19 protein-coding genes are annotated in these 22146 nt (G+C 65.6%); 18 read left to right on the forward strand and 1 reads right to left on the reverse strand.

What is annotated here, in order from left to right; translation table 11 throughout:
• The 13 genes from CK498_RS02420 to CK498_RS02480 all read left to right on the forward strand — a co-directional run bounded on the left by CK498_RS02420 (position 1) and on the right by CK498_RS02480 (position 14937).
• Positions 1-1539: a hypothetical protein gene (locus CK498_RS02420; protein WP_141246899.1), complete on the forward strand. Its 1539-nt coding sequence runs from the start codon at positions 1-3 to the stop codon at positions 1537-1539.
• Positions 1536-2435: a hypothetical protein gene (locus CK498_RS02425; RefSeq protein ID WP_095619258.1), complete on the forward strand. Its 900-nt coding sequence runs from the start codon at positions 1536-1538 to the stop codon at positions 2433-2435. Before CK498_RS02420 ends, CK498_RS02425 begins: the two co-directional genes overlap by 4 nt.
• A 2-nt stretch (positions 2436-2437) precedes the next feature.
• A complete protein-coding gene (locus CK498_RS02430) occupies positions 2438-5536 on the forward strand; it encodes a hypothetical protein (protein ID WP_095619259.1) in 3099 nt (1032 codons plus the stop codon).
• Between the two features lie 49 nt (positions 5537-5585).
• Complete coding sequence (locus CK498_RS02435) at positions 5586-5885, forward strand: hypothetical protein (RefSeq protein WP_095619260.1); 300 nt, start codon at positions 5586-5588, stop codon at positions 5883-5885.
• Complete coding sequence (locus CK498_RS02440; RefSeq protein ID WP_095619261.1) at positions 5885-7384, forward strand: hypothetical protein; 1500 nt, start codon at positions 5885-5887, stop codon at positions 7382-7384. Before CK498_RS02435 ends, CK498_RS02440 begins: the two co-directional genes overlap by 1 nt.
• 2 nt (positions 7385-7386) lie before the next feature.
• Positions 7387-8316, forward strand: a complete 930-nt coding sequence (locus CK498_RS02445) for a hypothetical protein (RefSeq protein WP_141246900.1) — start codon at positions 7387-7389, stop codon at positions 8314-8316.
• Between the two features lie 12 nt (positions 8317-8328).
• On the forward strand, positions 8329-9024 hold the full coding sequence (locus CK498_RS02450) for a phage tail protein (protein ID WP_176475693.1): 696 nt from the start codon (positions 8329-8331) through the stop codon (positions 9022-9024).
• 4 nt (positions 9025-9028) lie between these two features.
• A complete protein-coding gene (locus CK498_RS02455; RefSeq protein WP_012638184.1) occupies positions 9029-9379 on the forward strand; it encodes a hypothetical protein in 351 nt (116 codons plus the stop codon).
• Positions 9380-9381: 2 nt separating this feature from the next.
• Positions 9382-10437, forward strand: a complete 1056-nt coding sequence (locus CK498_RS02460; RefSeq protein ID WP_095619264.1) for a phage major tropism determinant — start codon at positions 9382-9384, stop codon at positions 10435-10437.
• Positions 10434-10793: a diversity-generating retroelement protein Avd gene (gene avd / locus CK498_RS02465; RefSeq protein WP_012638182.1), complete on the forward strand. Its 360-nt coding sequence runs from the start codon at positions 10434-10436 to the stop codon at positions 10791-10793. The genes CK498_RS02460 and avd overlap by 4 nt, the downstream gene beginning before the upstream one ends.
• Before the next feature lie 329 nt (positions 10794-11122).
• Positions 11123-12151, forward strand: a complete 1029-nt coding sequence (locus tag CK498_RS02470; protein ID WP_217987673.1) for a reverse transcriptase domain-containing protein — start codon at positions 11123-11125, stop codon at positions 12149-12151.
• 190 nt (positions 12152-12341) lie between these two features.
• On the forward strand, positions 12342-13931 hold the full coding sequence (locus tag CK498_RS02475; RefSeq protein WP_095619266.1) for a peptide chain release factor 3: 1590 nt from the start codon (positions 12342-12344) through the stop codon (positions 13929-13931).
• Positions 13932-14151: 220 nt separating this feature from the next.
• Positions 14152-14937 (forward strand): TatD family hydrolase, encoded by a 786-nt coding sequence (locus tag CK498_RS02480; RefSeq protein ID WP_095619267.1) that lies wholly within the window; start codon positions 14152-14154, stop codon positions 14935-14937.
• On the opposite strand, the gene ygfZ is transcribed toward CK498_RS02480, so the two are convergent.
• On the reverse strand, positions 14920-15957 hold the full coding sequence (gene ygfZ, locus CK498_RS02485) for a CAF17-like 4Fe-4S cluster assembly/insertion protein YgfZ (protein WP_095619268.1): 1038 nt from the start codon (positions 15955-15957) through the stop codon (positions 14920-14922). The two genes, CK498_RS02480 and ygfZ, sit on opposite strands and share 18 nt — an antisense overlap.
• Positions 15958-16103: 146 nt before the next feature.
• Here ygfZ and CK498_RS02490 point away from each other — a divergent pair, with 146 nt between their 5' ends.
• The 5 genes from CK498_RS02490 to cls all read left to right on the forward strand — a co-directional run bounded on the left by CK498_RS02490 (position 16104) and on the right by cls (position 22049).
• On the forward strand, positions 16104-16295 hold the full coding sequence (locus CK498_RS02490; RefSeq protein ID WP_095619269.1) for a hypothetical protein: 192 nt from the start codon (positions 16104-16106) through the stop codon (positions 16293-16295).
• Positions 16295-16696, forward strand: a complete 402-nt coding sequence (locus CK498_RS02495; RefSeq protein WP_095619270.1) for an OsmC family protein — start codon at positions 16295-16297, stop codon at positions 16694-16696. The genes CK498_RS02490 and CK498_RS02495 overlap by 1 nt, the downstream gene beginning before the upstream one ends.
• Positions 16697-16738: 42 nt before the next feature.
• A complete protein-coding gene (gene uvrB / locus CK498_RS02500; RefSeq protein ID WP_095619271.1) occupies positions 16739-18769 on the forward strand; it encodes an excinuclease ABC subunit UvrB in 2031 nt (676 codons plus the stop codon).
• A 264-nt stretch (positions 18770-19033) separates the two neighbouring features.
• Complete coding sequence (locus CK498_RS02505) at positions 19034-20539, forward strand: fumarate hydratase (protein WP_095619272.1); 1506 nt, start codon at positions 19034-19036, stop codon at positions 20537-20539.
• Between the two features lie 91 nt (positions 20540-20630).
• The gene (gene cls, locus CK498_RS02510; protein ID WP_095619273.1) at positions 20631-22049 is read left to right on the forward strand and encodes a cardiolipin synthase; all 1419 of its coding nucleotides are present in this window, start codon (positions 20631-20633) and stop codon (positions 22047-22049) included.
• The last annotated feature ends 97 nt before the right edge of the window (positions 22050-22146 follow it).

The following is a 22146-nucleotide window of genomic DNA, read 5'->3' on the forward strand; positions in this document are numbered from 1 at the left end:
ATGCCTAAATCATCTCCAAGGCATCGGCGAGGCCTGCTCTCACGACTCGGCATTGGTGCCAAGAAGTGGGAGAACGACCACCTCCCCGAGAGCCACGAAATCACGCCAGCCGACACCATGCTCTACGGTGCCGGCACGACGACGGTCGCGAGCCTCATGGCCTCGGGGACGCGTCAGGCTCGCACTCGCCAGGCCATCTACAACAAGTGGTCGCAGATGGAGTCCGACCCCATCGTGTCGTCGGCGGTCAAGCTGCTGGTGACGTCGGCCCTGGGCGGCCACGAGACCACGGGCGATATCGTCTTCATCGAGAAGCGGCCGGTAGCCGACGAGAACGACCAACTGGGCAAGCTGGTCGAGGACATCCGCGAAGACCTGTCAGGCATCCTGAACCGCGCCGCCTACCCCATGGCATACCTCGGGGGCGTGTTCGGCGACTCCTACGCCCGCATCTACACCGATCAGCGCGGCGTCGTCGACCTGTACGTCGACGAGCTCGTCAGGCCGCCGCTGGTGCAGCCGTTCGACCGCGGCAGCCGCACGGTGGGCTTCGCCATCTATACCGGCGAGCGCAACTTCCAGCGCCTGGACACCACGCAGATGGCGCGCCTCAAGATGCCGCGCAGCCAGTGGGTGCCGCAGCATGGCGTATTCGAGAAGTCGCTGAAGATCGCGCTCAGCACCGATGACGTCAACGAGCTGCCGCTAATGCCGGCCATGGCGGGCGGCTCGCTCATTTATCCGGCGGAAGACGCCTACGACAACCTGGTATCCAGCCTGCTGGGCCTGGTCGGCCAGCGCTGGATGGATTCGATCGACGAGCAAATGCTCACCGTGAACCTCAACGACATGTCGAAGGACATGCAGGAGAAGTTCATGGGCTCGATCACCGACATGCTCAAGCGCTCCAAGGAGATCGCCGAGGAAGCGGTCAAGGGTGGTCGGCCGATCATGGAGCGCATTCGGCACGTGATCCCCACCTTCGGCGACAAGCAGCTGACCCGAGTCGAGGGGGGCGGCCAGTCCGGCCGCGCCGATCAGGTGAGCATCGAAGACGTCATGCTGCACGCCCGCCTGCTGTCCGGCGCCATCGGCGTCGACCTGTCGATGATCGGCTTCGCCGACCAGCTGTCGGGCGGCCTGGGGGAGGGCGGGTTCTTCCGCACCTCGGCGCAGGCGGCCGAGAGCGCGCGCGTGATTCGCGTCGCCCTGGCCGACGCCTTCAACCATGTCATCGACATGCACACCCTGAAGCGCTACGGCGTGGTGTTCCCGCCCAGCGAGCGGCCGTGGCGCATCAACTTCTATGGCTCGATATCCGCGCTCGAGGCCGAGCGTCAGCGCACGCTCAACGACGGCATGGGCGTCGGCATCGGCCTGGCACAGGCCATTGCCGCCATGCGTGACATGGGGGCCAACAAGAAGATTCTCGAGGCCTTCCTGACCGACACCATGCAGCTGGACGAGGAGCAGGCCAAGCTCTACGCCCAGCTCGCCGAGATGGGCAAGGATGACGGCAACGGCCAGGGGTGGCCATGAGCCTGTTCGACAAGCTTTCCGGCGCCGGGGCCAGCGGCAACGTCATCGGCAGTGCCGACGGCGCGATTCGCTCCGGGGCCAGCCAAATCGGCAGTCGAGTCGGCAACCTGGCGGGGGGCGGCCGGCTTGCCGGCGCCGTCTCGCAGGCCGGCGCCTCCATCGGCGCGCAGGCTGCCAGCCGGGCCATGCACAGCCATATCCCGCCTGGCATGCGCAACACCATCAATGCCGGCGCGCAGGCCGCCAGTCAGATCGCTGGCGGCGACATCGAGGGCGGAATCCTGACGGCGCTGGAAGCCGGGCTGGCCGGCGACAGGCTGGGCAACCTGCTTGGCGGCCAGGCCAGCCAGGGGCGCTACTGGAGCGCGGCCAACATGCTGTATGGCGGCATCACGCCGTCGGAGGCCAAGCGCATCTATCAGGAAGCCGTCGACGCCCCGCGCGCCAAGAAGAACCTGTACCTGCTCAAGGTGCAGAGCGCGCTGGCCGGCGACTTCTCGCATGAGTTCAACCTGTTCTGCACCGATATCGACCGCGGCCCGAGCGAGGTCTCCGGCGGCAAGGCGCGCGCCGGCAGCGCCCAGCTCGACACCCTGACGCAGGCCGAGCCCGTGGTCTTGCGCATGACCACCATGGACGACCGCTCCGGCACGCTGAAGCGCTGGTTTGAAGCTCACGTCGAGGCGACCGCCCATGCCGACGGCTCGTTCGGCGTGCCGGCCGAGTACGCCATCGTGATCAGCATCCAGCATGCCTTCGTGGGTGATATCGGCGCCTTCACCGGGCGCCTGCTGTGCCGCGCCATGAGCTACGAGGTCGGGCTGTCGCGGCGTGAGGATGCCATGGAGGAGTTGCAGATGACGTTCACCCAGCTCGACACCTTCATGAGTCCGTAGCCATGCTCAAGCACGACAACCACGGCTTCCTGGTTGGCGAGCGCCTTGCCGCCGACGACATCACCGGCCGCCTGGATGCGATTCGCAACGAGGTCGCCGCCCTGCGCCGAGACATCGGCGGGAGCAACGCCAGCCCCGTGGCCAGGCCGCGGCAGGTCGAGCGAGTAGAGGCCGGCCCTGAGCATGCCGCCGGCAGCCCTTCGTCAGAGCCTGGCGCTGTCTCCAGCGAGGCGCGCCGCAACGAGGTCGTGATTCGCATCGACCGCCCGGCCGTGGCGGCGACGCCACCCGATCGCCAGGCGCCGGGGCGATACGTCTACCGCGCGGCGCAGGCCGCAGGCAGCGAGGGCGAAGCCTCGGCGGCTTCACCGTCGCGGCCGGCCAGCCAGGCCGAGCCCGGTCCCGCCACCTCTCAACCGGTCGCGCGCGCGACGGCGCGACCGGCAACGCCCAGCCCTGGCGCCGGTCGCGATGCCGGCGGCCGGTTCGTGCGCCGCTCGGAGGCGGCCTCGCCCGGCGGGCGGCAGCGGGGCGACGGCAGCCCGCGCGACGACGATGAGGACGGCGGCCGGCTGTCGACAGCCATCGACGGCATGGGGCGACGCCTGGGCGACGCCCTGCAAGAGGTCGGTACCGGCACCGAAGAGGCTGACCCGGCGGTCAAGGCCTTCAACGAGGTCGCGCAGCCGCTGTCCCGCGGCTTCAGCAAGATCATGGGCGGCGACAGCGACCGCAATCAGGAGCGTTGGTACCGCCGCTTCTGGCGGATGATGCGGCGCAAGAATCGCGACGACGAACAAGAGGGCAAGCGACAGCGCCGCATCCTGAAGAACATCGAGCGCAAGCCGGTGAGCGACGGCGGCGGCTCCATGCTGTGGCGAGGCGTCCTGCTGCTGCTGGCCCCGATCACGGCCATGCTGTCCCTGCTTGGCGCACTGCCCCTGGCGATAGCCGGCGCCCTGGCCTCGAGCCTCAAGTGGCTGCTGACCGCCATGGGCATGGGCAGCATGGCGCGCCGCATTCCGGTACCGGGCGCCGGGCGCCGAGCAGGCGGCCGGCACGCACCTCGAACGGCGGCACCACCCCCGGCTGCCGCGGCCGGGCAGGGCGGCAGGCAGAGCAGGGCGGCCGGTGCGGTACCGCCAGGCGCGGGGTCATCCCCCCCGGGGAGTGGCGGCCGCATAGGGGGCGCCTTGCGCCAGGGCGCCCGTCGCATTCCGGGCATTGGCGCGCTGCTGGGCCTGGGCTTCATGGCCAGCGACGTGGCCGCCAGCGAGCGCAGCGACGCCAGCCGGGAAGAGAAGAACGTCACCACCGGCCGCGCCGTCGGTGGCGGCCTGGGCGGTATCGGCGGCATGGCTGGTGGCGCTGCTGCCGGCGCCGCGCTGGGCTCCGTCGTGCCGGTCATCGGTACCGCCGTGGGCGGCGTAGTGGGGGCCATTGCCGGCGGTTTCTTCGGCGGCAGTGCCGGCGAGGTGCTGGGCGAGAAGGCCGGGCAGTGGCTGAACCGTCTGCAGGACACGCCAATCATCCAAGGCATGTCCGACAGCTGGCACTACGCCGCCGACTTCACGTCCATCTTGTGGGGCGACGTCAGTGATGCCGTGGCGGAGAAATGGGAGCAGGTGACCAACCGCTGGGAGTCGATTTCTTCCACGGTCCGAGAAGGCTGGGACAAGGCCGCCAGCGCTATCACCGAGCGCTGGAAGTCGGTGACCGACGACATGAAGGCGCGTTGGCAGAGCGCTGTCGAGCTTGCCGCCAGGAGCTGGGAAGCGCTCACCAGTGCACTTGGAGGTGTCAACGACTGGATTCGAGATAAGACCGGTATCGATATTGGGCAGTCGGCCAGCGATGCCGCCAACTGGATCTCGGACACTGCTGTTTCATCCGCGCAGTGGACAGCCGACCGGGCAAGCGATGCAGCTGGCTGGATATCCGAAAGGGCCGGGCAGGCCGCTGATAGTGTCAGCGGTGCGGCCTCAACCGCCTGGGATGGCGTGAAGGATGCCGGAAGCTGGGTCGCCGACACGACAGGCCTGTCATCGGCTGCCGCCTGGCTGAGTGGTGCGGCTAGGGAAGCTGGCGAGCGCCGTGAAGAGCGCCGTAGCCGCGACGAGCGTTGGCAGAGCGCCCGTGATGATCTGGTCGGGGCTTCTGTCCATGCCGGCGTTGATCCTGGGCTGGTGGCCCAGATTGCCTCGTTCGAAAGCGGGTTCAATTCCAATGCCGCGCCGATATCCAGCGATGCCAGTCGTAATAGGGTCCGTCAGCACGACGGCCGCATGGCCATGTCTTCCGCCCACGGCTACGGGCAGTTTATCGACGCCACTTGGACAGACGCCCTCAACCGCCATGGGGCCAAATACGGCATCGAGGGGGCGGGCAGCCTGTCGCCAGAGCAGGCCGCCGAGCTGCGCAGCAACCCGGCGATTCAGGCGGCAATGCTAGCCGAATTCACCCGAGAGAACGTCGAGAAGGGGCGCCGCCTGGGTGGCAGCGACGACGCGGCCAATGCTTACGCCTTCCACAACCTTGGGGATGGCGACGCCTCCCGCCTGCTGAGCGGCATGCGAGAGGGGATGACTGTGCGTGAAGCCCTGACACAGGGGCTGGGAGAGCGCGGGCGGGCCCGTGTCGAGCAGGTCATTGCCAACAATCCCAGCCTGTACCGGGACGGCAATATCTCGGCCGCTGAGGCCTATGCCGCCATGGGCGAGCACATGCGGGCCGGGAACGCCTATGCCGCCGACGCCCGGCAGCGGGCCACCGTCATGCTGGCTCAAGGCAGCGAGCCCGCTGCGCCGGCATCACCAACCGCGCCTGGCGTTGAGCCGACCGTCAGCACCGCACACCTGGCCCCGATGGGGCTGGCGGCCAACGGCCCGCCAGCCGGCGTTACGCCGCCGCCGGCCGCGCATGTCCCGGCGCCGAGCATGCCCCGAGTTGCCGAGGCGCCGACCGTCAGCGCGCCGCTGTCACCGCCGAGCTCTCACGATGGCGACCGTCGCCATGGCGGCCAGGGGCAGGACGTGTCGCGCGACGTCTCAGACCGGCGCATCGCCCACATCGTCACCGGCGCCTACAGCGGCATGAGCTGACCGGAAAACGCCAGGATTGCAGGCCGGTTGTCCGGCATAGCATGGCGGCATGACGACGATCACCGGCGATGACATTCAGGCAATGGTTCGGCACTGGCTGGAGACTCCGGTCAACGGCTATCTGGGCTCCGACTACGGCGCCGACGCCAACCGCCTTCTACAGCGTGCCCAGCAAGACGGGCGCGCCGACCGCTTCGTGCGCAAGCTCAGGCGGGACGTTGGCGTGCTGGAAGTGCTGCCCAGCAATGCTGTCGAGCTCTATGGCACGCCGGAGGGCGTCGACCGGCTGCGCCTCACCCTGGAGGTCGCAGGCCGCTCCTACGACCTCAGCGACTTCGGGGGCTCGTGATGTACACGCGCGAAGACTTCCAGCAGGCCATTGACGACAGCGTGGCGCGCTACCCGGCGGTGGGCGCGCTGTACCGTGCCCGCGACCCGCGCATCCTTCAGCACCTGGACGCGATCGCCACCATGCTGGCCATGTACTCCCAGCAGCTCGAGGTGTCACTGGCCGAGCCGTTCGAGAAAGTGCGCGACGCCACGGTGCTGGCCGACGCCTCCATGCGCGGCCTGGTGCCGAAGGCCAAGCCGGCACAGGTCACGGTCAAGCTGCATAACCCGACAGGCACGGCGTTCGCCGTCGCGCCAGGGCGCAGCATGCTGGATGCCACCGGCCGGCCGTTCCGTGTCGAGACGCCGGCAGAGGTCGGCCCGGGCGAGACGGCCACCTTTGAGGCCGTCCAGCTTCACGAGAGGGCGCGCGCGCACGTCGTGCAGGGGAGCCGCGCCTTCTATGCCGTCGAACTCGACATGGCCGATGACGATTCCTGGCTGTGTGGGCTGCACGTGACCGACGCGGACGGCGCCTTCGAGTACCGGGAGCGCTACACCAACACCCTGGCCGGCGAGCGCATCTATCACGTCGAGGCCGACGAGCGGCAGCGCGTCTACGTGCGCTTCGGGCAGTCCGGCGTGGTCGGCGTACAGCCGTCGGATGGCCGCCAGCTGACGATCACCACCTACTACTCGCTGGGGCGTATCGACGACTTCCGCACTGGCTCCCCAATGGCGTTCGAGGCCATGCAGGATCCTGTCGAAGCGCAGCTCGAGATGACCCTGGAAGTGGTGGCCAGCAATGGCGAGAACCCGCCGTCCATGCGCGCCCTGCGCGAGCTGGCCAAGTATCCCAGCGTCTACAACCACAACGCGGTCTTTCTGGGCGAGTTCGACTTCCTGGTGCGTCGGCACTTCCCGTCCCTGAGCTTCCTGTCGGTATGGAACGAGGGGGTAGAGGAGCGCCATCGCGGCATGAGCGTGGACAACATCAACGCCCTGTTCGTGGCCTGCCTGTCAGCCACGGGTGACGAGACGGTGCTGACCCAGCAGCCGGGGGAAGAGGTCGAGCCGCAGCTGATAGATGACGAATCGCTGACCGCCACGCAGCTTGCCATCCGTGAGCGTATCCATGCCGCCGACGACAGCTACCGGGTGCGTTTCTATACCCCGATCCGGGCGCCGCTGGCGGTCGCCATCGATGCCACGGTGGCAACCAGCTACGACGAGAGCGTGGTTCGCGACCAGATCCGCCAGGTGATGCTCGATGAGTTCGGCGAGCAGGCCGACCAGTCGCGCCGCGGGCAGAGTGCACCGCTCTACCAGCAGGTCTACCAGCTGCTCCGCCAACGAGTGCCGGCGCTCAGCGTCGGCCGCGCCGACCTGAAGGTCGCCATCGAAGACCCGGCAGGCGCTGCACGCCCCGAGCTGTGGCGCTATGTCTCGCCGGAGAGTCTTGATGTCAACGTGACGGTCGGCAACGTCAACGTGCCGTTCTGGGGGTCGGGCCTGTGAGCGTGAGCGACTTCGACTTCCCGGGCGCCGAACTGCCGGCGATCAGCCCGCTTCGAGAGAGCTACGCCAATGGCCAGATCGAGGCCGAGCTCAAGGCGCTGTTCGGCGACCTGTTCGAGCGCGTGGCCCGCGACACCTTCGATGCCAGCGTGCTCGGCGCCCCGCACCTGGGGAGCTTCGACCTAGTGCGTCGGACGGTCAATTACGACGGCCTGGTGCTGCTCCAGAACGCCAGGGAAGAGGCGGCAACCCGCTACCTGTATCGCGCGTGGAAGTCGGCCGACACACAGGGCCGAGGCCTGCATTTCCTGCGCACCTACTTGCAGCTGCTGTTTCCCGATCAAGCGACCGCCAATCAGTTGTGGCACCGCAAGGACGAGGAGTATGGAGAGGGCTTCATCAGGCCCGATCCCGACGAGGAGCCGTCTCTTTCCCCGCATGAAGACGTCGACAACGCCTTCCTTACTTCCCGCGTTCAAGTGGCGCTGAACGCCGAGGGCGCGGTTCGATTTTCGGATTCCGGCTTCGTCGACCTGTCGAAGATATCCCAGATCATTGGGGATGTTGTGCCGGCGAGAATGGTCCCCGAGTACCAAATCTATTTCCGAAGCTTTTCCAGCATTTATTACGCCGCCACTGTCGTGTCAGGGGCCGCCACCGACGTTCGTCCCTATCGCATAAACGAACGCGAACAGGCCCATGCCGCCTATCACGCAGCTGCGACTCACACCGTGACATCGACCGAGCTGCGCCCGCCCATTGTCAGCGACATCGAGAGGCGAACGCCTGTCGTTAATGGCTGGGGTGTGCACGGCGTGGTGTCGACGGAAATTCGCCCGCCGGTGTCCGCGACAGTGGTTCAGAATGCAGGCCTTTTCCACGGTTGCGGCATTCATGGCGTAGTGCAGACAGCGGTTTACCCGCTTCAATAGAGGATGGAGGCAATGGCCGAGTACTACACGATCTTGACGGATATCGGGCGGGCGAAGCTGGCTGCTGCTCAAGCGGGCGGCGACCCGGTGCGCCTGGCAACAATCCACGCCGGTACCGGCGGTGGCGACAACTACTACGACACCTATGGGCGCGAAGAGCTGGAGGCTCTGGACGCCCTGGTAGACGAGGTCTGGGACGACCCCATCAACCTGCTGAAGGTGGATGACAACAACCCTCATTGGGTCATTGCCGAGGGCGTTGTTCCGGCATCCGACGGCGGATGGATGATCCGCGAAGTCGGCCTCAAGGACATCGATGGCGACCTGATCGTGATCGGGCGCTACCCGCCGACTTACAAACCCCTGCTCACTGACGGCGCTGCTCAGGACCTGAAGATTCGCGCCATCAGCGAGTGGAGCAATGCCGAGCTTGTGGAGATCGTCGTCGACCCGACGGTGGTGATGGCCTCACAGAGCTACGTGCACGAGTACACCGACCAGCGCGTCGGCGAGCTGCTCGAGGAAGAGGACCCTGAAAAGGCCCTCGCCTCGAAGGCTTACTCGGACACTGCCGCAGGGCAAGCCGAGACCGCGGCCAAGCAGCACACCGACGAGCGCATCGATCCAGTGGACCGGCAAACCGGCACGCCCTATCGGGTCGTGGTGGTGGACGGCGTGCTGTGTATCGAAGACATGACCGAGGAGTGATGACATGAGAGGGATTCCGCGCAACCAGCTCAAGACGCGGGCTGATTTCATGCTGCTGCAGGAGGCGGCGCTGGCCGGCGAGCTGCGCCCCTACGAAGTGGCCGACCTGCGCCGGCATTGGCAGGCGCTATTGGACGGCCGTTTCGCCTACGAGGTGGATCGCGTGCTAGATGAAGGCGAGGCGCCGGATGGCGAGGAGCCCGAGTATCGCGTGATGACCGACGAGGACGAGGCCAGCGGTGAGGCGACCCGGACCCAATACCGGCTGGTCGAGACCGAATGCTCCCGGCTGGTCCGCCTGGGGTTCGAGGTCGAGGATGTTGAGGCGGCACTGGCGCAACTGGAGGGCAAGTAATCATGGCGGACAGCATTCTGGCGGTACCGGGCCAGGCGGCCGGCGAATTCAAGCTGATGGGCAAGATCCGGACGGCTGACGAGGTGCGCCTGGACGTGCCCGAGGGCATCCTGAACATCGGCGGCAACGGCAAGGGGTTTATCCTGCAGCCGCGCATCGACTGGGACCCGACCGCCCCGGCCAACCAGGACGGCAGCCTGGACAACCTGGCGCTGGGCGATGACGTCTATCTGTATGCCGTGCAACAGGCCAATGGCCGCGCGCACCTGGTGGCGAGCAAGAACATCACGGTACCGGATGGGTACGGGCCGGACGAGTCGCGACGCATTGGTGGCTTCCACTACGGGCGCTGGCGGCCGCTGTCCGAGCGCTACAATGCTGCCTACGATCCCTCGGTGATCGTCATGCCGACCAGCGTCTGGGACCTGAAGCATCGGCCGAAGTGTGACCCATCGGGAATGGTGGAGTTCATGCCGGGCTGGTGGGTAGATATCTACCTGGCGTCCGAAGATGGCGCCCCCTGGCCCGAGACCGTGCCGCTGTCGCGCTACAACGCCACGCCACTGACCGGTACCGAGGGCTATTCGCGCTATCTCGACTATCCAACCCTGCTCGCCAATGCCGGCAAGCGAGTGCCGACGCTGGACCAGTTCTATGTCTACGCCGACGGCGCTCCGCAGGGCAACGACGGCAACAACGACACAGCGTGGAGCGCCACCACCAACAGCGGCCGCACAGCCACCGGTACCGTCGCCAAGGCAGTGAGCTGTGCCGGTGTCGTCGATGCCGCTGGCAACGTCTGGGAGATGCTGCAGGACCACTACGACGTGGGCTCCACGTCCAGTGCCGATTACAACTATGACCGCACCATCGTCGAGAACGGCAAGGATGCTGGGCACAACCGTGGCGAGATCTACCATCGCCACTGGCGTATGTGGATCGCCGGCGGTCCATGGGGCAACGGCGTCCGGTGTGGGTCGCGTTGTGCGAGCGCGAACACCGTTCCCTGGACTGTGATTAGCGCTACGGGGCTGCGCGGTGTCTGTGACTCCCTATGACCATGAGCCCTGAAGGTGCCCCGCGGCAGCGGGGCCTTGTCCTACTCAATAAGGCCGAGAAACTGATCATTGACCTGGCGCCGACCATCGACAAGGTGCCCAAGCATCAGCGGTACCGCTATGCGGCGCGGCTCGAAGATGCGCTGTGGGACCTGGTGGCCCGGATCATTGAGGCGGTTGCCAGCGGCCAGAAAAGCAAGATCTACCGCATCGAGGAGCAGCTGCGATTCATTCACTCCCTGTTGCGGCATGGGGCCGAGCGCAAGCTGGTCCGGCCCGCCAGGGTCGGCGAGGCGGCGCAGCAGCTCCGGGAGATTGGCGCCATGATCGGCGCCTGGCGTAAACGGCTGCAGTAGCGGCTTTGAAGGGTGGTGTGGGCTTCGCCACTGGCGTATGTGGATCGCCGGCGGTCAATGGGACAACGGCGTCCGGTGTGGGTCGCGTTGTGCGAACGCGAACAACAATCCCTGGAATGTGAATAGCAATACGGGGCTGCGCGGTGTCTGTGACCACCAGTTAACAGAGAGGGCGGCGATGACCTCGCCGTCACCTGGATTCCCTGATAGGGGGTCAGCCATACCATCCTGGTCCCGCCATGCGGGCCGAATACGACAGACCGGGCGGCGTGAGTAGCGAAAGCGAAAGCCCCGCCCGGTCGCATTTCAAACACCCGAATGGAGGCAGTGTGGGGAAGCGGCATAAGCGCCTGATCGAGGCGATAGTGGACTGGGATAACTTGCAGGAAGCGCACCGCCTGGCGAGGCGCGGCAAGCGGGATCGGCATGAGGTGGCCACCTTCGAGGCCAATCTGTGGGAGGAGTTGGGTGCGTTGCAAATGGAGATGCTGTGGGGCAGCTACCAGCCCGGCCGGTACCGCAGCTTTCTGGTCTATGAGCCGAAACGGAGGGAGATCCTGGCGGCACCCTATCGCGACCGAGTTGCCCAGCACGCCATATGCACCCTGTGCGGCCCGATCTGGGACGCCGCCATGATCGACGACTCCTACGCCTGCCGGCCGGGCAAGGGGACGCATGTCGGCGCCACGCGCGTGGAGCAGTGGCTGCGTGGCATGACCGCTGCTGGCGGCGCCGTGTGGGTGGTCAAGATGGACGTCAGCAAGTATTTCGCCAGCATCCGCCACGACCTGGCCAAGGCGGTGGTGCGCGACAAGATCAGCTGCCCGGCAACGCTGCAGTTGATCGACGCCATCATCGACAGCACCGCCGATCCGGCCGATCCTGACCCGGTGGGCATTCCGGTCGGCAACCTGCTGAGCCAGTGGATCGCCAACCTTGTCGGCAACCGCATCGACCAGTGGGCCAAGCGGGAGTTGCGGCTGAAGCGCTACGCCAGGTACATGGACGATATGGTGGTGCTCGTGCGCACCAAGCAGGAGGCGCTGACGATCCGCGACCAGTTCGACGACAAGCTCGCCTCGATGGGCATGAGGTTCAGCAAGGCCTCGGTGCTGCCGGCGTCGCGTGGCGTCAACTTCCTCGGCTACCGCATCTGGGCTCACAAGCGGCTGCTGAGGCGCGATTCGGTGCGCCGGATCAAGCGCAACCTGAAGGCGATGCGCTGGCAGTACCAGCACGGCAAAACCGACCTCTTCACCATCCAGCAGCGCATCCGCTCGTGGATCGCCCACGCCGATCACGCCAACGCCGAGAACCTCAAGCGGAAGGTGCTGGGCAGCGTGAAGTTCAAGCGGTAGGCGGCGGCTAGACCGGCTCCGGCTCGGTGAAACGCCGGACGACCCGCACGGCGGAGAAGACGTAGGCAGGGTGCGCCGGATTCCACGGGATGCGATAATGCTAAGTTTAACGCCGATCAGCGCGAAGGCCGCGACAAGGGCACCTTTCCATTTAAGTACACATTTGAGTACATATTAGGCCAACCACCCTATGCAAGACACCACACAGGCCCATGAAACCGGGCTTCGACGCACTTTTGCCATCATTTCGCACCCCGATGCGGGCAAGACCACCATCACCGAGAAGCTGCTACTGTTCGGCAATGCCATTCAGCTGGCCGGGTCGGTGAAGAGCAAGCGTGCCGAGCGCCACGCCACCTCCGACTGGATGAAGATGGAGCAGGAGCGCGGCATCTCGGTGACCACCTCGGTGATGCAGTTCCCTTACAATGGACGCATCGTCAATCTGCTCGACACGCCCGGGCACGAGGATTTCTCCGAGGACACCTACCGGACCCTGACCGCGGTGGACTCGGCGCTGATGGTGATCGACGGCGCCAAGGGCGTCGAGGACCGTACCATCAAGTTGATGGATGTGTGCCGCCTGCGTACCACGCCGATCCTGACCTTCATCAACAAGATGGACCGCGATATCCGCGACCCCATCGAGGTGATGGACGAGGTGGAAACGGTGCTCAATATCCAGTGCGCACCGATGACCTGGCCGATCGGCATGGGCCGCCACTTCAAGGGCGTCTATCACCTCTACAACGACGTCATTCACCTCTACACCCAGGGCCAGGGCAGCCGGATTCCCGATGACAAGCGCATCGAGGGGCTCGACAATCCCCAGGTCGAAGAGGTGCTGGGGACCGACCAGGCCGAGGAGCTGCGCATGGAAGTCGAGCTGGTGCGCGGCGCCTCCCATGAGTTCGACCTCGAGGCCTACCGCCGCGGTGAACTGACGCCGGTGTACTTCGGTACTGCCATGGGCAACTTCGGCGTGCGCGAGATGCTCGACGGCTTTGTCGAGTTCGCCCCGGCGCCGCAGCCGCGCGACACCGACACCCGCGAAGTCAGCGCCGACGACGAGCGTTTCAGCGGCTTCGTATTCAAGATCCAGGCCAACATGGACCCCAAGCACCGCGACCGCGTGGCGTTCCTGAGGGTCTGCTCCGGCAAGTACGAGAAGAACATGAAGATGCGCCATGTGCGGATCGGCAAGGATGTCAAAATTGCCGATGCCTTGACCTTCATGGCCTCGGACCGCGCCCAGGTCGAGGAGGCCTGGCCCGGCGACATCATCGGCCTGCACAACCACGGCACCATCCAGATCGGCGATACTTTCACCGTCGGCGAGAGCATGCGCTTCACCGGGATTCCGCACTTTGCACCGGAGCTGTTCAAGCGCGTGCAGCTCAAGGATCCGCTGAAGATGAAGGCGCTGCAGAAGGGCCTGCAGCAGCTCTCGGAGGAGGGCGCGACCCAGGTCTTCATGCCGCTGGATAACAACGACTTGATCGTTGGGGCGGTGGGGTCGCTGCAGTTCGACGTGGTCGCCCACCGGCTCAAGGAGGAGTACAAAGTCGACTGCGTCTACCAGGCGGTCAACGTGCAGACCGCGCGCTGGATCTACTGCGACGATGCCAAGATGCTCGACGAGTTCAAGCGCAAGGCGAGCGCCAACCTGGCACTGGATGGCGGCGGCTACCTGACCTATATCGCCCCCACGCGAGTCAATCTGCAGATGACCCAGGAGCGCTGGCCGGATATTCGCTTTGCCGCCACCCGCGAGCACTGAAGCGACTCTCTCCGAGCTTGGGGCGTTAGGTACGGCGCCAGTGGCATGACAGCCGGCGCATGCGGTAGGGCCGGCTAACCTTGCCGCGTACAACGCTCACACGCTGTGAACCCCTCCCTGGGCGCTCCATTCTTCTTCCCTGAAGAATGAGGTTCGCTTTCGTACGCGGCAAGCGCCGGCCCGTTCCGGCGTAGGTGATCTCTCCAGCACGGTACAGCCTATGTTGATCGACGCCCACTGCCATCTCGATTTCCCCGACTTCGATGCCGACCGCGAGGCGGTCATCGCGCGGGCCAAGGCGGCGGGCGTCGAGGGCTTCGTGGTGCCGGGCACCATCCGCGCCCGCTGGCCGGACGTGCTGGCGCTGGGGCGCCGCGACGATGTCACGGTGTGCCTGGGGCTGCACCCCTATTTTATCGACCAGCATGGCGACGATGACCTGCAGGCCCTCGACGACGCGCTGGCGGCCAACCCCCAGGTGGTGGCGGTGGGCGAATGCGGTATCGACGCGCGTTTCAGCGAGAGCTGGGATGCTCAGTGGCAGCTGTTCGATGCGCAAGTACGCCTGGCCAAGCGCCATGGGCTGCCGCTGGTGATCCACTGCGTGCGCGCCAACGACCGGCTCGCTAAGCGGCTGCGTCAGCTGGCTTCGCCTCACGGCGGGCTGATTCACGGCTTTGCCGGTTCCCCCGAGCAGGCCCAGGCCTTTATCGAACTCGGCTTCGTGGTCGGGCTGGGTGGAGCGCTCACCCATCCGCGAGCCAAGCGCCTGCAACGTGCCGTCGCCGCGCTACCCGATGATGGCTATGTGCTGGAGACGGACAGTCCCGATATGCCGCTGGCCGGCCACCAGGGCCAGCGCAACGAGCCGCTACGTGTCGCCGAGGTGTGCCGGCAGGTAGCGGCGCTGAGAGGCCAGGATGTCGCACGGGTGGCCGCGGCCAGCAGCGCTACCGCGCAGCGGCTATTCGCTACTGGCAGCGCGGCCTCAGGACGCCGCGAATAGCGCCTCGGGGTCGAGGCGTTCCAGTGCGTAGGGCAGCTCCTGTCGCGTGCAGTGCCGGCCCGCGACCGCCAGTGGCTCGGCCAACTCACGGGTGCTGAGCACGGCCAGCAGCTCGATCCGCCCATGCGCGTCGAACTCGGCGGCGATCACATCTCCCTGGCGCTTGCCGTTGGCATCTTCCACGCCGTCGCCGGGCGTCGGCAGCGCATCCCCTTCGCACTGCAGGCGCGACAGGCGCTTCTTGACCTGGCCGCGGAAGTGCGCCCTGGCTACTACCTCCTGGCCGGTATAGCAGCCCTTCTTGAAGCTGATGCCGCCGAGTGCCTCCCAGTTGAACATCTGCGGCAGATAGGCGTCCTGGTGGGCGTCACCGACCCATGCCAGACCGGCCTGGATGTCCAGCAGGCACCACTGGGCGTTGCCCACCGGGGTTGCCTTGGCGGCGAGCCGCTGCCAGTGCGCCGTCATGACCTCCTGTGAGGCGATCAGCAGCCGCCGCGGTACCGGCCCCGGATGGTTGAGCAGCAGCACAGTGGCATCGCCTGCCTGCTGCCAGGGGTGAGGCACTGTCAGGCCGCTCTCGGTCTCGCAGAGTGCCGCGGCATCGCTGCCCATGACGCCGACCAGCGCCAGGTCGTCGCGGGCGCTGAGCGTGACCTGATAGAAGGGCGCGAACTTGCCCAGGTGTGCCTGCAGTGGAGCAATTCGCTCGACGGGCATGATCAGCCACAGGCGCTCGGCATCGATGCGCAGTAGCTGGGCGTTGGCGAGCATGCGCCCCTTGGCGGTGCAGAAACAGGTCAGCGGTGCGCCGCGGCCATCGGCGAGCTCGGCCTGGGCGCTGGTCTGGCCCTGCAGGAAGCGCACCGCACCCTGGCCGTGTATCTCCAGCACCCCGAGATGCACCAGTGGAGCGATGGCAGTCTGCTCGGGGGGCAGGGCGTTGGCGACATCGGGCGCGAAGGTGACGCGCTGAGGGCCGCAGGGGGCGGCGCCTTGGTGACGACTCCAGTCAAGCATGACGACTCCGGAAGGGTGGCATAACGGGCGCGGCTGAATGCCACGCATGGTACTCCAATGGGGGCACTGAGTGGCGATTCAAGGCGTGTCGCGGCCGCAGCATGCTAAACTGGCAGGCTTATCGTGACGATTGTAGGGAGCGCGACATGGCGCAGATATCGCTAACCTTCGAGGGCGTCGACGACGCCGAGTTGATCAACCGCATCACCACGGCGTTGATGATGGTCGACGGCGTCGACAGCGCCGAAGTCGGTCGCCATGGCGCCGACGTGGACGGCCGCGTGCGCCGCGAAGCGCTCATCGAGGCGCTGGCGCCGCTCAAGGTCAAGGTGCGCTGATGCCGATTACCGTAATCAGTCAGCAAGCCGGCACGCTGCGCCAGCGAGTGGAACTCGAGGGCTTCGACGACCTCTATGTAGACGCGCCGCGCATCGTGGGCGGAGAGGAGAGCGCTCCCGACCCGCATGACTACTTCGACCTCTCGCTGGGGGCCTGCAAGGCGATTACCGCGCAGATGTACGCCCAGCGCAAGGGCTGGGCCCTGAGCGGAGTGACGGCGGTGGTCAGCCGCGACGAGCGTGACGAGCGGCGTGGCCTGTATCGTCTCGAGGTTGCCCTGACCTTTCACGGGGTCGATGACCCTGAACGTCTGGCGCGACTCACCGAAATCAGCGACCGCTGCCCGATTCATCGTCTGATGACCAGCGCCACGGTGGAGATCACCACCCGGCAGGCCTGACGTCGAATTTATACCGTTATCTATCTGGTGGGGAAATAGCAGATGCAGAAGCGATTCGAGCTGCAGTCCAAGTTCCAGCCGGCCGGTGATCAGCCGCAGGCCATCGATGCCCTTGTCCGGGGCCTGGATGCGGGGCTGACCCACCAGACGCTGCTCGGTGTGACCGGCTCGGGGAAGACCTTCACCATGGCCAATGTGGTTCAGCGGCTGCAGCGACCTACCATCGTCATGGCACCCAACAAGACCCTGGCAGCGCAGCTCTATGGCGAGTTCAAGTCGTTCTTTCCCGACAACGCCGTGGAGTATTTCGTCTCCTACTACGACTACTACCAGCCCGAAGCCTATGTGCCGTCATCGGACACCTTCATCGAGAAGGATGCCTCTATCAACGATCATATCGAGCAGATGCGGTTGTCGGCGACCAAGGCGCTGCTCGAGCGTCGCGATGCGCTGATCGTGGTGTCGGTGTCGGCGATCTACGGCCTCGGCGATCCCGAGCAGTACTTGAAGATGCGCCTGCACGTCAATCGCGGCGAGCTGATCGACCAGCGCAAGATGCTGCGCCGCCTGGCCGAGCTGCAGTACACCCGCAATGACATGGATTTTCGCCGTGGTACCTATCGGGTGCGCGGCGACGTGATCGATATCTTCCCGGCCGATGCCGAGGAGGAGGCGGTGAGGGTCGAGCTGTTCGACGACGAGATCGATTCGATCAGCCTGTTCGACCCGCTCACCGGCGAGATACGCGGCAAGGTGCCGCGCATGACCATCTACCCCAAGTCGCACTACGTGACCCCGCGCCAGACCATTCTCGAGGCGGCCGAGAGCATCAAGGTCGAGCTGGCCGAGCGGCTCGACTGGCTGCGCAAGCATGACAAGCTGGTCGAAGCCCAGCGCCTCGAGCAGCGTACGCTGTATGACATCGAGATGATGTTCGAGCTGGGTTACTGCAACGGCATCGAGAACTACTCTCGCTACCTGTCCGGGCGTGCGCCGGGCGAGCCGCCGCCGACCTTCTTCGACTACCTGCCGGCGGATGCGCTGCTGCTCATCGACGAATCCCACGTCAGCGTTCCCCAGGTGGGCGGCATGTACAAGGGCGACCGCTCGCGCAAGGAAACCCTGGTCGAGTACGGCTTCCGCCTGCCCTCGGCGCTGGATAATCGCCCGATGAAATTCGAGGAGTGGGAGCGTATCTCACCACAGACCATCTTCATCTCGGCGACGCCCGGGCCCTACGAGGCCGAGCATACCGGCCAGGTGGTCGAGCAGGTGGTGCGCCCCACCGGCCTGGTCGATCCAGCCATCGAAGTGCGCCCGGCCTCGACGCAGGTCGACGACCTGCTATCGGAGATTCGCCTGCGTGCCGAGGTGGGCGAACGTGTACTGGTCACCACCCTGACCAAGCGTATGGCAGAGGACCTCACCGAGTACCTCGACGAGCACGACGTCAGAGTGCGCTACCTGCACTCCGATATCGATACCGTGGAGCGGGTCGAGATCATTCGCGACCTGCGCCTGGGCAAGTTCGACGTGCTGGTGGGGATCAACCTGCTGCGCGAGGGCCTCGATATCCCCGAAGTGTCGCTGGTGGCGATCCTCGACGCCGACAAGGAGGGCTTCCTGCGCAACGAGCGCTCGTTGATCCAGACCATCGGGCGTGCTGCACGTAACGCCAACGGCCGCGCCATCCTCTACGGTGACCGGGTCACCGATTCGATGCGCCGCGCCATGGACGAGACCGAGCGGCGGCGTGACAAGCAGATTGCTCACAACCTGGAGCACGGCATCACCCCGACCACGGTGACGCGCTCGGTGGCCGATATTCTCGAAGCAGCGGCCGCGCCAGGGTCGCGCAAGAGCAAGGGGCGCAAGGCCGAGCGCAAGGTCGCCGAAGGGCAGGGCGACTACGCCGCCTCCCTCGATTCGCTGGATGCCGCGGGCCTGACCCGCGAGATAAGCCGGCTCGAGGATGCCATGTTCGAAGCCGCACAGAGCCTCGAGTTCGAGGAGGCGGCGAGGCTGCGCGACCGCCTGCACGAACACAAGGAACGGCTGTTGGCGCTGGGTTGAGTCGGGCGCGCCTTTATCGCGAAACACAGCGCGGCGGCAGCGTTATCTATGCCAAGTTGCCAACAGTAATAGTAGACAGCGAGGTAGGGTTTATACCGTTATCTTCGTGAACCCCTGGAATGGCAACTCATCCCTTCGCGCTAGCGCCTGATCAAGGTTTCCAAATGGGGTATAATCTGCGCCGCTTGACCGTTCCCTTGCCACGGTACCGCCTCCTGACCGCTGTGCCGTGCGCCTTTGCCATAGCCAAGGAGCTAGCCGCTGATGACCGTGATCCGCCAGGATGACCTGATCCAGAGCGTCGCCGACGCCCTCCAGTACATCTCCTACTATCATCCCAAGGATTTCATCGACGCCATGCATGAGGCGTATCAGCGGGAGGAGAATCCGGCGGCCAAGGATGCCATCGCCCAGATCCTGATCAACTCGCGGATGTGTGCCCTCGGCCATCGGCCGATCTGTCAGGACACCGGCATCGTCACGGTATTCCTGCACGTGGGCATGAACGTGCGCTGGGACGCCGAGATGAGCCTCGACGATATGGTCAACGAGGGCGTACGACGCGCCTACCAGCTACCCGACAACGTACTGCGTGCCTCGGTGCTGGCGGATCCTGACGGCGCCCGCAAGAATACTGGCGACAATACCCCGGCGATCATCCACCACAAGATCGTGCCCGGCGACACGGTCGAGGTGCATGTAGCGGCCAAGGGCGGCGGCAGCGAAGCCAAGTCCAAGTTCGCCATGCTCAATCCTTCCGACAGCGTGGCCGACTGGGTGATGGAACAGCTGCCCAAGATGGGCGCCGGCTGGTGCCCGCCAGGCATGCTCGGCATCGGCATCGGCGGCACCGCAGAGAAGGCCATGGAGATCGCCAAGGAGGCGCTACTCGACCCCATCGACATCCAGGCGCTGCAGGCCCGTGGCGCCGAGAATCGCGCTGAGGAGCTGAGGCTGGAGCTGTTCGATCGCGTCAACAAGAGCGGCATTGGCGCCCAGGGGCTCGGCGGCCTGACCACGGTGCTCGATATCAAGGTCAAGGATTACCCGACTCACGCCGCCAACAAGCCGGTGGCGATCATTCCCAACTGCGCGGCTACCCGCCACGCGCACTTCACCCTCGACGGTTCCGGCCCCTCGGCGCTGCCGGCGCCCAAGCTCGAGGACTGGCCGGAGATCACCCGCGAGGCGGGCGACAACGTCAAGCGCGTCAATCTCGATAGCGTGACCCCGGAAGAGGTCCAGTCCTGGCAGCCGGGCGACACCCTACTGCTCAACGGCAAGCTGCTCACTGGCCGCGACGCTGCACACAAGCGCATGGTCGAGATGATCGGCAAAGGGGAGCCGCTGCCGGTGGACATGCGCGGCCGCTTCATCTATTACGTCGGCCCGGTGGATCCGGTACGTGACGAGGTAGTCGGCCCGGCTGGCCCGACTACCGCCACGCGCATGGACAAGTTCACGCGCACCATGCTCGAGGAGACCGGCCTGCTGGGCATGGTCGGCAAGGCCGAGCGAGGTCCGACAGCGATCGAAGCGATCCGCGACAACAAGGCCTGCTACCTGATGGCGGTGGGGGGCTCCGCCTACCTGGTGGCCCAGGCCATCAAGAAGTCCCGCGTAGTAGGCTTCGAGGACCTGGGCATGGAGGCGATCTACGAGTTCGAGGTCGAGGACATGCCGGTGACGGTGGCGGTGGACAGCGCCGGCACCTCGGTCCACCAGACCGGCCCCGCCAAGTGGAAAGAGATCATCGCCGAGCGCGCCTGACACCCACTCATATTGTCGCAGCCCCGCCCCTGGCGGGGCTGCGCGCGTTACGGGTATGATGGCAACCCGATTCACGGATCAGGGAGCGTCCATGACATCCTGGCTGATGGGCCTGGCCATCTTCATGGTGCACCTGCTGGGTATTCTCTCGGCGGTGCTGGCACTGATGTCGAGCCGTACCTCCCAGGGCGCGATCGCCTGGATCATCTCGCTGATCACCTTCCCCTATGCTGCTTTGCCCGCTTACTGGATCTTCGGTCGGCCACGTTTCTATGGCTATGTTTCGGCCCGCGGCGAGCGCGACACGGTACTGCGACGCGTCCTGGCGCGCTACCGCGAGCAGATAGAGCCCTACTTGGCCGACCCCGTTATCGGTGAGATTCGCGCCGTCGAGCAACTGGCGATGATGCCGCTTACCAGTGGCAACCGCGCCGAGCTGCTGATCGACGGTGAAGCCACCTTCGCCAGTTTGTTCGCCGGTATCGATGCCGCCGAGGAGTACCTGCTGGTGCAGTTCTTCATCGTCCGCAACGATGCCCTGGGGCTGCAGTTCAAGGACCATCTCGAGCGCGCCGTCGAGCGCGGCGTCAGGGTCTACTTCCTCTACGATGAGATCGGCAGTCGCAAGCTGGGTGAAGGTTACCTCAATGACCTACATGACGCCGGGGTAGCGGTGAGTGCCTTCAACTCATCCCGAGGCGTGCGTCATCGCTTCCAGCTCAATTTTCGCAATCACCGCAAGGTACTGGTGGTCGATGGTCGTGAGGGGTGGCTGGGAGGCTTCAACGTCGGCGTCGAATATCTCGGCCAGCACCGCAAACACGGCCCGTGGCGCGATACCCATCTCAAGTTGGTCGGGCCTAGCGTACTCGGCCTGCAGGAGGCGTTCTGGGAGGACTGGCACTGGGCCACCGGCGAGGTGCTGAGCCTGACCTGGATGCCGCACAGCACCTGCGATGAGTGCCAGAACGTGGTGATCGTACCCTCGGGGCCGGCCGATCGGCAGGAAACCGCCAGCCTGCTGGTGCAGCAGGCGATCCACAGTGCCAAGGAGCGGCTGTGGGTCACCAGCCCCTACTTCGTGCCCGACCAGGGCGTCCAGGACGCACTGCGCCTGGCGGCGATGCGAGGTGTCGATGTGCGCGTGATGATTCCCGAGCGCCCCGACCACCTGCTGGTATTCCTGTCGGCGTTCTCGTTCCTGCCCGATATGCTGCGCGCCGGGGTCAAGGTGTATCGCTATCAGCCGGGTTTCCTGCACCAGAAGGTGATGCTGATCGACGATCACAGCGCCACTGTGGGTACCATCAATCTCGACAACCGTTCGTTCCGGCTCAACTTTGAAATCACTGCCTTCGTGCCCGACCGACGCTTCGCGGCCGAGGTGCGCTTGATGCTGGAAAAGGACTTCGCCGACTGCCGTCGTATCAGCTACGACGAGCTACGCAACCGCGCGCTGTGGCGCAAGCTAGTGTCGCGCGCGGCCTATCTGCTGTCGCCGATTCAGTAGCCGGCTGCGGCATATCGTTACAGCGATTCGACGGCGTGCTTGTCGAACTGCATTCTGCACGCTAACGTGCTGATTTTCATCCCGGCTCGCCCGTGTG

It is taken from the genome of Halomonas salipaludis (assembly GCF_002286975.1).
In the GTDB taxonomy this organism is placed as follows: domain Bacteria; phylum Pseudomonadota; class Gammaproteobacteria; order Pseudomonadales; family Halomonadaceae; genus Franzmannia; species Franzmannia salipaludis.